General features: G+C 56.6%; 11 protein-coding genes and 2 tRNA genes. 12 read left to right on the top strand and 1 reads right to left on the bottom strand.

Annotated features, from left to right (window positions below):
• Nucleotides 1-9: 9 nt before the first annotated feature.
• On the bottom strand, nt 10-318 hold the full coding sequence (locus ACHPFG_RS26995; RefSeq protein ID WP_017139256.1) for a YhbY family RNA-binding protein: 309 nt from the start codon (nt 316-318) through the stop codon (nt 10-12).
• 105 nt (nt 319-423) lie between these two features.
• On the opposite strand from ACHPFG_RS26995, the gene rlmE reads away from it, so the two are divergent.
• From rlmE to rbfA, 12 genes are all read left to right on the top strand, one after another.
• Entirely contained in the window at nt 424-1,074 is a 651-nt protein-coding gene (gene rlmE, locus ACHPFG_RS26990) for a 23S rRNA (uridine(2552)-2'-O)-methyltransferase RlmE (RefSeq protein ID WP_105523285.1), read from the top strand.
• Nucleotides 1,075-1,274: 200 nt separating this feature from the next.
• A complete protein-coding gene (ftsH, locus tag ACHPFG_RS26985) occupies nt 1,275-3,185 on the top strand; it encodes an ATP-dependent zinc metalloprotease FtsH (RefSeq protein ID WP_010562674.1) in 1,911 nt (636 codons plus the stop codon).
• Between the two features lie 8 nt (nt 3,186-3,193).
• Nucleotides 3,194-4,045 carry a dihydropteroate synthase gene (folP, locus tag ACHPFG_RS26980; RefSeq protein WP_431700909.1) on the top strand — a complete coding sequence of 284 codons (852 nt, stop codon included), beginning with the start codon at nt 3,194-3,196 and terminating at the stop codon, nt 4,043-4,045.
• 16 nt (nt 4,046-4,061) lie between these two features.
• The gene (gene glmM / locus ACHPFG_RS26975; protein WP_431700907.1) at nt 4,062-5,399 is read left to right on the top strand and encodes a phosphoglucosamine mutase; all 1,338 of its coding nucleotides are present in this window, start codon (nt 4,062-4,064) and stop codon (nt 5,397-5,399) included.
• 66 nt (nt 5,400-5,465) lie between these two features.
• The gene (gene tpiA / locus ACHPFG_RS26970; protein ID WP_015885920.1) at nt 5,466-6,221 is read left to right on the top strand and encodes a triose-phosphate isomerase; all 756 of its coding nucleotides are present in this window, start codon (nt 5,466-5,468) and stop codon (nt 6,219-6,221) included.
• A 4-nt stretch (nt 6,222-6,225) separates the two neighbouring features.
• Nucleotides 6,226-6,609, top strand: a complete 384-nt coding sequence (gene secG, locus ACHPFG_RS26965) for a preprotein translocase subunit SecG (protein WP_083207073.1) — start codon at nt 6,226-6,228, stop codon at nt 6,607-6,609.
• Nucleotides 6,610-6,631: 22 nt separating this feature from the next.
• Nucleotides 6,632-6,717 (top strand) — tRNA-Leu (locus tag ACHPFG_RS26960).
• Nucleotides 6,718-6,813: 96 nt separating this feature from the next.
• Nucleotides 6,814-6,890: transfer RNA gene (locus ACHPFG_RS26955), tRNA-Met, on the top strand.
• Nucleotides 6,891-7,030: 140 nt separating this feature from the next.
• Nucleotides 7,031-7,489 carry a ribosome maturation factor RimP gene (rimP, locus tag ACHPFG_RS26950; RefSeq protein WP_003235029.1) on the top strand — a complete coding sequence of 153 codons (459 nt, stop codon included), beginning with the start codon at nt 7,031-7,033 and terminating at the stop codon, nt 7,487-7,489.
• Between the two features lie 47 nt (nt 7,490-7,536).
• The gene (nusA, locus tag ACHPFG_RS26945) at nt 7,537-9,018 is read left to right on the top strand and encodes a transcription termination factor NusA (RefSeq protein ID WP_003212187.1); all 1,482 of its coding nucleotides are present in this window, start codon (nt 7,537-7,539) and stop codon (nt 9,016-9,018) included.
• Nucleotides 9,019-9,045: 27 nt separating this feature from the next.
• A complete protein-coding gene (infB, locus tag ACHPFG_RS26940; protein WP_431700905.1) occupies nt 9,046-11,571 on the top strand; it encodes a translation initiation factor IF-2 in 2,526 nt (841 codons plus the stop codon).
• 160 nt (nt 11,572-11,731) lie between these two features.
• Nucleotides 11,732-12,127, top strand: coding sequence for a 30S ribosome-binding factor RbfA (rbfA, locus tag ACHPFG_RS26935; RefSeq protein WP_003176137.1), 396 nt, complete (start codon nt 11,732-11,734; stop codon nt 12,125-12,127).

The raw sequence follows: 12,127 nt of genomic DNA, 5'->3' as shown, positions 1-12,127 counted from the left end.
CCCTTTGTGTTACTTGAAGCGGTGTACGTTCGACAGTTGCTTGTTGACGCTGAAGTTCTTGCGATACAGCAGCGCCATCTTGCCGATGACCTGAACCAGGTCTGCTTTGCCAACCTTGCACAGTTCTGCAATGGCAGCCAGGCGCGCTTCGCGGTCAAGGATGTTGACCTTGATCTTGATCAGTTCGTGATCGCCCAATGCGCGTTCAAGTTCGGCTAACACACCTTCAGTCAAACCGTTGTCTGCCACAATCAGAACTGGTTTCAGATGGTGGCCAATGGATTTGTACTGTTTCTTCTGCTCTTGAGTGAGCGGCATAATCTGACCCCTGCGTCTGATCTTGTAAAAAGCGGCGGCCAGTTTACCCGAGCGAGTCCGGGACCGCCCAGTTAATCACGACCCGTTTTATTTTCGAGGTGGCCCGTGGCCCGTTCCAAAACTAGCCTTAAGTGGCTGCAAGAGCATTTCAACGATCCTTACGTCAAAAAGGCGCAAAAGGATGGCTATCGTTCCCGGGCCAGCTACAAGCTGTTGGAGATCCAGGACAAGGACAAGTTGATTCGCCCAGGCATGAGCGTTATCGATCTTGGTGCGGCCCCTGGTGGCTGGTCCCAGGTGACCAGTCGTCTGATTGGTGGTCAAGGTCGCCTGATCGCTTCCGACATTCTGGAGATGGACAGCATCCCGGACGTGACCTTTGTTCATGGCGATTTTACCCAGGACACCGTGCTCGCGCAGATCCTTGAGGCTGTGGGAAATTCGCAGGTAGACCTTGTGATTTCCGACATGGCCCCCAATATGAGTGGATTACCGGCCGTTGATATGCCCCGGGCCATGTTCCTTTGCGAATTGGCGCTGGATTTGGCGGGTCGGGTGTTGCGTCCCGGTGGCGATTTCCTGGTGAAGGTGTTCCAGGGAGAGGGTTTCGACGAGTACCACAAGAACATCCGCAAGTTGTTCGACAAGGTGCAGACGCGTAAACCTGACTCTTCCCGGGACAGGTCCAGAGAGCAATATCTGCTGTGCCGCGGCTTCCGCGGTGTCGAAGGCGCGGAGAGTGAAGAGCGTTTTTGAGGAATTCGAGGAGGGCGATAGGTTTTTTTATATCGCTTTCGTCACGAAGCTTTACGAATATTGTGTAGTCAAAGTTTCACAAAGGGTTACAGACGGCGCCTGCCAGAGTTGTAGGTAATGTAGTAAGTTAGGCCGGTGAATATCATGCGAAGCGCGCGCCAGTAGCGGAGCTTGCTTCAGAGGGTAGTTAATTGAACGATATGGCAAAGAATCTGATCCTGTGGTTGATCATCGCGGCTGTCCTCGTGACGGTGATGAACAACTTCTCCAGCCCTAACGAGCCGCAGACCCTCAACTATTCCGACTTCATCCAGCAAGTTAAGGATGGCAAGGTCGAGCGCGTAGCGGTTGATGGCTACGTGATCACCGGCAAACGCAACGATGGCGACAGCTTCAAGACCATTCGTCCGGCAATTCAGGACAATGGTCTGATCGGTGACCTGGTGGATAACCACGTGGTTGTCGAAGGCAAGCAGCCTGAGCAGCAGAGCATCTGGACTCAGCTACTGGTGGCAAGCTTCCCGATCCTGGTGATCATTGCCGTGTTCATGTTCTTCATGCGCCAGATGCAGGGCGGTGCGGGAGGCAAGGGCGGGCCGATGAGCTTCGGCAAGAGCAAGGCGCGCCTGCTCTCTGAAGACCAGGTGAAGACCACCCTGGCTGATGTAGCGGGTTGCGATGAAGCCAAGGAAGAAGTCGGCGAGTTGGTTGAGTTCTTGCGCGATCCAGGCAAATTCCAGCGCCTGGGTGGCCGTATTCCTCGCGGCGTGCTGATGGTCGGCCCTCCTGGCACCGGTAAAACCTTGCTGGCCAAGGCGATTGCCGGCGAAGCCAAGGTGCCGTTCTTCACCATTTCCGGTTCTGACTTCGTCGAAATGTTCGTCGGTGTCGGTGCGAGCCGAGTTCGCGATATGTTCGAACAGGCCAAGAAGCATGCGCCATGCATCATCTTCATCGATGAAATCGACGCCGTTGGTCGCCATCGTGGTGCTGGCATGGGCGGTGGTCATGATGAGCGTGAGCAAACCCTCAACCAGTTGCTGGTCGAGATGGATGGTTTCGAGATGAATGACGGCATCATCGTCATCGCGGCAACCAACCGTCCGGACGTGCTCGATCCTGCGCTGTTGCGTCCAGGCCGCTTTGACCGTCAGGTCGTGGTTGGCTTGCCGGACATCCGTGGGCGCGAACAAATCCTGAAAGTGCACATGCGCAAAGTACCGATGGGCGACGACGTTGCACCGGCTGTGATTGCCCGTGGTACCCCGGGGTTCTCGGGCGCTGACTTGGCCAACCTGGTGAACGAGGCTTCGCTGTTTGCAGCCCGTACCGGCAAGCGCATCGTTGAAATGAAAGAGTTCGAGCTGGCGAAAGACAAGATCATGATGGGCGCTGAGCGCAAATCCATGGTCATGTCCGAAAAAGAGAAGCAGAACACTGCGTATCACGAAGCGGGTCACGCCATTGTGGGGCGCGTCGTGCCTGAGCATGATCCGGTCTACAAAGTGTCGATCATTCCTCGTGGTCGCGCATTGGGTGTCACCATGTTCCTGCCGGAAGAGGATCGTTACAGCCTCTCCAAGCGTGCGCTGATCAGTCAGATCTGCTCGCTGTACGGCGGTCGAATCGCTGAAGAGATGACCTTGGGCTTCGACGGTGTGACCACTGGGGCTTCCAACGACATCATGCGCGCCAGCCAGATTGCGCGAAACATGGTGACCAAGTGGGGCCTATCGGAAAAACTCGGTCCTTTGATGTACGCCGAGGAAGAAGGTGAAGTATTCCTGGGTCGTGGCGGCGGCGGTCAAAACGCCAGTTTCTCCGGTGAGACAGCGAAGCTGATCGACTCTGAAGTGCGCAGTATCATTGACCAGTGCTACGGTACGGCCAAGCAGATTCTGACCGATAATCGCGACAAGCTGGATGCAATGGCTGATGCGCTGATGAAGTACGAGACCATCGATGCGGACCAGATCGACGATATTATGGCCGGTCGAACGCCTCGTGAGCCACGCGATTGGGAAGGCGGTTCGGGCACCTCTGGCACTCCGCCAGTGGTTCAGAACGAACGTCCTGAAACCCCAATCGGTGGCCCGGCAGCTGACCATTAAGGTTTGAAATGACTTTTGCTTCGTCCTCCCCCCGGTTGCCTTGCGGCAACCGGGTTCTTGACTTGGCCCATACACATGTTATGGGCATTCTTAATGTAACCCCTGACTCCTTTTCCGATGGTGGCCGCTTCAGCCAGCTTGATGCTGCATTGCGTCACGCAGAAGCCATGGTGGCTGCCGGTGCGACCTTGATTGATGTAGGCGGTGAATCGACGAGGCCTGGTGCTCGTGTTGTTTCCCCTCTGGAGGAGTTGGAGCGCGTGGCGCCGATTGTCGAGCGCATCGCTCGAGAGTTGGATGTGATCATTTCGGTTGATACCTCTACCCCGGCCGTAATGCGTGAGACTGCGCGATTGGGGGCCGGCTTGATCAATGATGTGCGCTCCCTGCGGCGCGACGGCGCTCTGGATGCAGCAGCAGCTACCGGTTTGCCGGTGTGTTTGATGCATATGCTGGGTGAGCCCGGCAATATGCAGGACAGCCCGCACTATGATGACTTGGTTGGTGAGGTGAGTGGTTTTCTCTCCGAGCGGGTTGCCCAATGCGCTGCGGTAGGTATTGCGCCGGAAAGGATCATCCTTGATCCGGGGTTTGGTTTCGCCAAGACCCTGCAACACAATTTGAGTTTGTTCAAACACATGGAGTCCTTGCATGCCCTTGGTCGGCCCCTGTTGGTCGGTGTTTCGCGCAAGAGCATGATAGGGCTGGCATTGAACCGTCCGGTGGGTGAGCGGTTGTACGGCGGTCTTGCACTGGCGGCGCTCGCGGTGACCAAGGGGGCGCGCATCTTGCGTGTGCATGACGTTGCTGAGACCGTGGATGTGGTACGCATGATTGCAGCTGTGGAATCAGCCGAATAAGAATGATGGAGCACTTATGACTAAAAAATACTTTGGCACCGACGGTATCCGTGGTCGGGTCGGCGAGTTTCCGATTACTCCTGATTTCATGCTCAAGCTTGGATGGGCGGCGGGTATGGCGTTCCGCAGCATGGGGGCGTGCCGCATCCTGGTGGGCAAGGACACCCGAATTTCGGGGTACATGTTTGAATCAGCGCTTGAGGCCGGCTTATCCGCCGCAGGCGCCGATGTGATGTTGCTGGGGCCAATGCCGACGCCCGCGATTGCATACCTGACGCGTACCTTTCACGCTGAGGCCGGTATTGTGATCAGTGCTTCGCACAATCCACATGACGACAACGGCATCAAGTTCTTCTCCGGTCAGGGCACCAAGTTGCCGGATGAGATTGAGCTGATGATCGAAGAGCTGTTGGATGCGCCGATGACCGTGGTCGAGTCCAGTAAGCTGGGCAAGGTGTCGCGCATCAATGACGCATCCGGTCGTTATATAGAGTTCTGCAAGAGCAGTGTGCCAACCAGTACCAATTTTGCCGGCCTGAAGATTGTCGTCGACTGCGCCCATGGTGCGACCTACAAAGTCGCGCCAAGCGTATTCAAGGAGCTGGGCGCAGACGTGACAGTGCTTTCGGCTCAGCCCAACGGATTGAACATCAACGAAAACTGCGGCTCCACCCATATGGAGCACTTGCAAGCCGCTGTCCTGGCCGAGCATGCCGACCTCGGGATTGCCTTCGACGGTGACGGCGACCGCGTGCTGATGGTTGACCACACGGGTGCCGTGGTCGATGGCGATGATCTGTTGTTCATCATTGCTCGCGACCTGCATGAACGTAACAAGCTGCAAGGCGGTGTCGTCGGTACGCTGATGAGCAACCTTGGGCTTGAGCTTGCGTTGGCAGACCTGGGTATTCCTTTTGTTCGCGCCAATGTCGGTGACCGGTATGTGATCGCCGAACTGCTGGAGCGTAACTGGCAGGTAGGTGGTGAGAACTCCGGGCACGTGGTGTGCTTCCAGCACACCACCACCGGTGACGCGATTATTGCGGCGTTGCAGGTGCTATTGGCTTTGCGTCGCCGCGAAGAGAGCCTGGCTCAGGCGCGTCAGGCTTTGCGCAAATGCCCGCAAGTATTGCTTAACGTGCGTTTCGCAGGTGGGGAAAACCCGATCGAGCACCCTGCTGTCAAAGAGGCTTGTGAGCGCGCGACCCTGGCAATGGCTGGTCGTGGACGGGTATTGCTGCGCAAGTCTGGCACAGAGCCTTTGGTGCGCGTTATGGTCGAAGGTGATGACGAAATACAGGTTCGCGGCCATGCCGAGGACCTGGCAAAACTGGTAACTGAAGTTTGCGCCTGAATTCGGCTTGCCAGTGATGATGTGGTTGGGTAACATCTGCGCCCACTTTGACCGACGAGGTACAGCATGCGTCGCACTATGGTAGCTGGTAACTGGAAGATGCACGGTACCCGCGCCAGTGTCGCTGAGCTGATCAATGGCCTTCGTCACTTGGCCTTGCCTAGCGGTGTTGATATCGCGGTGTTCCCGCCTTGCTTGCATATCACCCAAGTGGTTGATGGCTTGAAAGGTAAGTCGATTCAGGTCGGCGCGCAGAATTCTGCGGTGGAAGCCATGCAAGGTGCGTTGACCGGTGAGATTGCACCGAGTCAGCTGGTTGATGCGGGTTGTTCCTATGTGCTTGTCGGACACTCCGAGCGTCGTCAGATGATGGGCGAGCGTGATGGGACGCTCAATCGCAAGTTCGCAGCGGCACAGGCTTGTGGCTTGATTCCGGTGTTGTGTATTGGGGAGACCCTTGAGCAGCGTGAATCGGGTAAGACTCTTGAAGTTGTCTCGCGTCAGCTTGGCAGCATCATCGAGGAGCTGGGTGTTGGTGCGTTCGCAAAGGCGGTAATTGCTTACGAGCCGGTCTGGGCCATTGGTACCGGGCTGACTGCTACACCGCAACAGGCGCAGGATGTGCACGCAGCCATCCGCGCTCAGTTAGCGGCAGAGAATTCTGAGGTCGCACAAGGTGTGCGGCTTCTATACGGCGGCAGCGTGAAGGCGGCCAATGCGGTCGAACTGTTCGGCATGCCGGATATCGATGGGGGGCTCATTGGTGGAGCTTCCCTGAATGCAGATGAGTTCGGTGCGATTTGTCGCGCCGCGGGAAACTGAAAAAATGCTGGAAACAGTCGTAGTCGTTTTTCATCTGTTGGCTGCCCTGGGCGTAGTTGCCCTGGTTTTGTTGCAACAGGGTAAAGGTGCGGATGCTGGTGCGTCTTTCGGTGCAGGTGCTTCAAATACTGTGTTCGGAAGCCAAGGTACCTCTACCTTTCTTAGTAAGTTTACTGCTATACTTGCCGCCGGTTTCTTCATAACCAGCTTAGGGTTAGGTTACTTTGCTAAAGAGAAAGCTCATGTGCTGACTCAAGTAGGTTTGCCAAACCCAGCAGTGTTGGAAGTACCAAAAGCAAAACCGGCTTCTGATGATGTCCCGGTGCTTCAAGAGCAAAAGTCGGCTACTCCAGCGACTGATGTACCTCCAGCTCAAGAGCAGAAGTAAGAAGGGTTGTAAGCGCTGTATTGCCGAGGTGGTGGAATTGGTAGACACGCAACCTTGAGGTGGTTGTGCCCATAGGGTGTAGGGGTTCGAGTCCCCTTCTCGGTACCAATTATCAGGAGAGCCCGCTGTTGCGGGCTTTCTTGTAGGTGGAAGGTTACATTGACCCTGTAAGGGATCGGTCGTATACTTCCGCCCCAGCTTTGTCGCGGGGTGGAGCAGTCTGGTAGCTCGTCGGGCTCATAACCCGAAGGTCGTCGGTTCAAATCCGGCCCCCGCAACCAGTTTTAGCGGAGCCCCTTTTAAGGGGCTTTTTGTTAGCTGGACACTTTCAACGCCGCTGTTCGACGGCGTTTCAAGGATGGGCGTTTCGCCCATTTTTTTATTTTGCACAGCATGCACATACATGCACGAGGGGGTTCAGGTGTCGAGCAAGCTAGAAGAGTTGCAGGCCTTGTTGGCCCCGGTGGTCGTGGCCCTAGGCTATGAATGCTGGGGTATTGAGTTTTCGGCTCAAGGTCGCCACTCAATGTTGCGCGTTTATATCGATAAAGAGGGCGGTGTGCTGGTGGACGATTGTGCCATTGTCAGCCGTCAGATCAGCGGTGTTCTGGATGTTGAAGATCCTATCTCCGTTGAATACACCCTCGAAGTTTCCTCGCCAGGCATGGAACGCCCACTGTTCACTATTGATCAGTTTGCAAAATTTGCCGGTGAACAAGTGAAGATCAAGCTGCGATCCCCGTTCGAAGGGCGTCGCAACTTTCAGGGCCTTCTGCGCGGTGTAGAAGAACAGGATGTTGTGGTGCAGGTAGAAGACCATGAGTTCCTGTTGCCGATCGATATGATCGACAAGGCCAACATTATTCCCAGTTTTGACTGAGACGCGGATCCCGCGGATCCAATGGCTTGCGAAAGGCGAGGCGTACGATGAGCAAAGAAGTACTGCTGGTTGTTGAGTCGGTATCCAATGAAAAGGGCGTACCGGCAAACGTGATTTTTGAAGCGCTGGAGCTGGCCCTGGCCACTGCTACCAAAAAGCGTTTTGAAGACGAAGTTGATCTGCGTGTGGAAATCAACCGCCACACTGGTGCCTATGAGACTTTCCGTCGCTGGACGGTCGTTGAAGAGGCCGATCTTGATGATCCGGCCATCGAAACCTGGCCGAGCAAGGTTGCTGAAACGCACCCAGGCGCCCAGGTTGGTGATGTCGTCGAAGAAAAGATCGAATCCATCGAGTTCGGCCGTATCGCTGCACAGACCGCCAAGCAGGTCATCGTGCAGAAGGTTCGTGAAGCCGAGCGCGCTCAAGTCGTTGACGCCTATCGCGAGCGCCTGGGTGAAATCATCTCCGGCACCGTGAAAAAAGTTACCCGCGACAATGTGATCGTCGACCTGGGCAATAACGCCGAAGCGTTGCTGGCCCGCGAAGACATCATCTCTCGCGAAACCTTCCGTGTCGGCGTGCGTTTGCGTGCGCTGCTCAAGGAAATCCGCACCGAGAACCGTGGCCCTCAGTTGATCCTGTCGCGTACTGCGCCGGAAATGCTGATTGAGCTGTTCCGTATCGAGGTGCCGGAAATTGCCGAAGGCCTGATCGAAGTCATGGCTGCGTCCCGCGACCCGGGTTCACGTGCCAAGATCGCGGTCCGCTCCAAGGACAAACGCATCGACCCGCAAGGCGCTTGCATCGGTATGCGCGGTTCGCGCGTCCAGGCAGTGTCGGGCGAACTGGGCGGTGAGCGTGTGGACATCGTCCTATGGGACGATAACCCGGCGCAGTTCGTGATCAATGCCATGTCGCCGGCTGAAGTGGCGGCAATTATCGTTGACGAAGATGCCCATGCAATGGACATCGCCGTTGGCGCAGACAATCTGGCTCAGGCCATTGGTCGTGGTGGTCAGAACGTGCGTCTGGCCAGCCAGTTGACCGGCTGGACCCTGAACGTGATGACCGAATCGGACATCCAGGCTAAGCAGCAAGCTGAAACCGGTGACATCCTGCGCAACTTCATCGACGAGTTGGAAGTCGACGAAGACCTGGCGCAGGTGCTGGTAGATGAAGGCTTTACCAGCCTGGAAGAGATTGCCTACGTACCGTTGGAAGAAATGCTCAACATCGACGGCTTTGACGAAGACACCGTCAACGAGCTTCGCGCTCGGGCCAAGGATCGTTTGTTGACTAAAGCCATCGCTACTGAGGAAAAGCTGGCAGACGCCCATCCGGCCGAAGACCTGCTCTCGCTTGAGGGTATGGACAAGGATTTGGCGATGGAACTGGCGGTGCGCGGCGTAATTACCCGCGAAGACCTGGCCGAGCAGTCTATTGACGATCTGCTCGACATCGACGGCATTGACGATGATCGTGCCGGCAAGTTGATCATGGCCGCCCGAGCCCATTGGTTCGAGTAATTAGGCGCGGCCTGAGGAGAGAAGTGCATGACGCAAGTCACGGTGAAACAACTGGCCGATGAGGTCAAAACACCGGTAGAGCGCCTGTTGCAGCAGATGCGTGAGGCAGGTCTGCCGCACACCGCCGCCGATGAAGGTGTGAGCGATAGTGAGAAGCAGTCTTTGCTGACTCACTTGAAGAGCAGCCACAAGGCGAAAGTGGAAGAACCGCGCAAGATTACATTGCAGCGCAAAACCACCAGCACCCTGCGTGTTGCGGGTAGCAAGAGCATCAGCGTTGAAGTACGTAAGAAGAAAGTCTTCGTACAGCGCAGCCCGGAAGAAATTGAAGCCGAGCGCAAACGCGAACTGGAAGAACGTCGCGCAGTAGAAAATGCTGCACGTCAGAAGGCTGAAGAAGAAGCCAAGCGTCGCGCCGAAGAAGAAGCGCGTCGCCAGCCTGCTGCTGCGCAAACTGCTTCCACTGAAGCAGTCGCCGCGCCTAGCGCTCCTGTAGAGGCTGTGCGTGAGGCTGCTCCGGTTGCCGCTGCACCAGCACCTGCTTCCGACGCCCGCAAGCGCGAGGAACCTCGTCGTCCGGATAAACCACGTGCCGACGATAACAATCGTCGCGGTGGTGGTGGCGATGGCGAGCGTAAAAACGCTCCGCATCGTGCTTCGGTCAAAGAGAAAGCGCCTGCTCCACGCGTTGCCCCACGTACTACCGACGAAGAAAGCGATAGCTTCCGTCGTGGTGGTCGTGGCAAGGCCAAGCTGAAGAAACGCAATGCCCACGGTTTCCAGAGCCCAACCGGCCCTGTCGTGCGTGATGTGCAGATCGGCGAGACCATCACTGTTGGCGACCTTGCCAACCAGATGTCGGTCAAGGCTGCTGAAATCATCAAGTTCATGTTCAAACTGGGTACTCCAGCGACCATCAACCAGGTGCTTGATCAGGAAACTGCTCAACTGGTAGCCGAAGAACTGGGCCACAAAGTGACCCTGGTCAGCGACACCGCCCTGGAAGATTCCCTGGCAGAGTCCCTGAAGTTTGAAGGTGAGACGTTCTCCCGTGCGCCAGTCGTGACCGTAATGGGCCACGTTGACCATGGTAAGACTTCGCTGCTCGACTACATCCGTCGTGCCAAGGTAGCTGCTGGCGAAGCCGGTGGTATCACCCAGCACATCGGTGCGTACCACGTTGAAACCGAGCGCGGCATGGTCACCTTCCTCGACACTCCTGGTCACGCCGCGTTTACCGCAATGCGTGCCCGTGGTGCCAAGGCGACTGACATTGTGATCCTGGTTGTTGCAGCGGACGACGGCGTGATGCCGCAGACTATTGAAGCTGTCCAGCACGCTAAAGCCGCTGGTGTTCCTCTGGTTGTTGCCGTGAACAAGATCGACAAGCCGGGCGCCGATCTCGATCGCATCCGTAGCGAACTGTCGGTTCATGGCGTGACGTCTGAAGAGTGGGGCGGTGACACGCCGTTCGTTTCGGTTTCGGCGAAAGTCGGTACTGGCGTGGACGAACTGCTCGAAGCTGTCCTGCTGCAAGCTGAAGTACTTGAGCTGAAAGCAACCCCGTCGGCCCCAGGTCGTGGTGTTGTGGTTGAGTCGCGTCTCGACAAAGGTCGTGGCCCGGTTGCAACCGTACTGGTTCAAGACGGTACTCTGCGTCAAGGCGATATGGTACTGGTCGGTTCGAACTATGGCCGTGTACGTGCCATGCTCGACGAGAACGGCAAGCCAATCAAGGAAGCTGGTCCTTCCATCCCTGTCGAGATCCTCGGCCTGGACGGTACTCCGGACGCCGGCGACGAGATGAGCGTGCTGTCTGACGAGAAGAAAGCCCGTGAAGTGGCTTTGTTCCGCCAAGGCAAGTTCCGCGAAGTCAAACTGGCTCGCGCTCACGCCGGCAAGCTGGAAAACATCTTCGAGAACATGGGCCAGGCAGAGAAGAAGACGCTTAATATCGTGCTCAAATCTGACGTTCGTGGTTCCCTTGAAGCGTTGAACGGCGCCTTGAATGGCCTGGGTAACGACGAAGTGCAAGTGCGTGTTGTGGGTGGCGGTGTCGGTGGTATCACCGAATCCGACGCCAACCTGGCACTGGCTTCCAACGCTGTACTGTTTGGCTTCAACGTGCGTGCCGATGCTGGCGCTCGCAAGATTGTCGAGCAGGAAGGCTTGGACATGCGTTACTACAACGTCATCTACGACATCATCGAAGACGTCAAGAAAGCCCTCACCGGCATGCTTGGCAGCGACGTCCGCGAGAACATCCTGGGTATCGCCGAAGTACGTGACGTGTTCCGTTCGCCGAAATTCGGTGCGATCGCCGGTTGCATGGTTATCGAAGGTACCGTGTACCGTAACCGTCCAATCCGTGTACTGCGTGAAGACATCGTTATCTTTGAAGGCGAGCTGGAATCCCTGCGCCGCTTCAAGGATGACGCTTCCGAAGTGCGTGCCGGCATGGAATGCGGTATCGGCGTCAAGAGCTACAACGACGTCAAGGCTGGCGACAAGATCGAAGTCTACGAGAAGGTTCAGGTTGCTCGCAGCCTCTAACTCGCGCACTTCCGGAGCCACGCCGTGTGTGGGCATGCAAATGCCCCGCAAAGCGTACGGACTCTAAACGCAACGCCCGGTCTGGCTTTTGTCAGGCCGGGCGTTTGCCGCTTTCAGACCCCATGGGTTTCCACCGTGTGGCAGTAACAGGTAACAAGACATGGCAAAAGAATACAGCCGTACCCAGCGTATCGGCGATCAGATGCAGCGCGAGCTGGCCCAACTGATCCGTCGCGAAGTTAAAGACCCGCGCGTTGGCCTGGTCACCATCACTGCCGTTGAAGTGAGTCGTGACGTGGGTCATGCGAAGATCTTCATCACCGTGATGGGGCAGGACAACAGCGAAGAAATCGCGCAAAGCATCAAGGTGCTTAACTCGGCCGCAGGTTTCCTGCGCATGCAGTTGGCCCGTGAAATGAAGTTGCGCAGCGTTCCCCAGTTGCACTTCCACTACGACGAAAGCGTCGTGCGTGGCGCGCACCTGTCGGCACTGATCGAGCGCGCCGTGGCTGAAGACAGCCAGCACCCATCCACACCTGAAGACGCCAAGGAGTAA

The sequence above is a fragment of the Pseudomonas sp. BR20 genome, assembly GCF_050780135.1.
In the GTDB taxonomy this organism is placed as follows: domain Bacteria; phylum Pseudomonadota; class Gammaproteobacteria; order Pseudomonadales; family Pseudomonadaceae; genus Aquipseudomonas.
The sequence above is the reverse complement of the archived record's forward strand: the minus strand, read 5'-3'. Positions and strand labels throughout refer to the sequence as shown.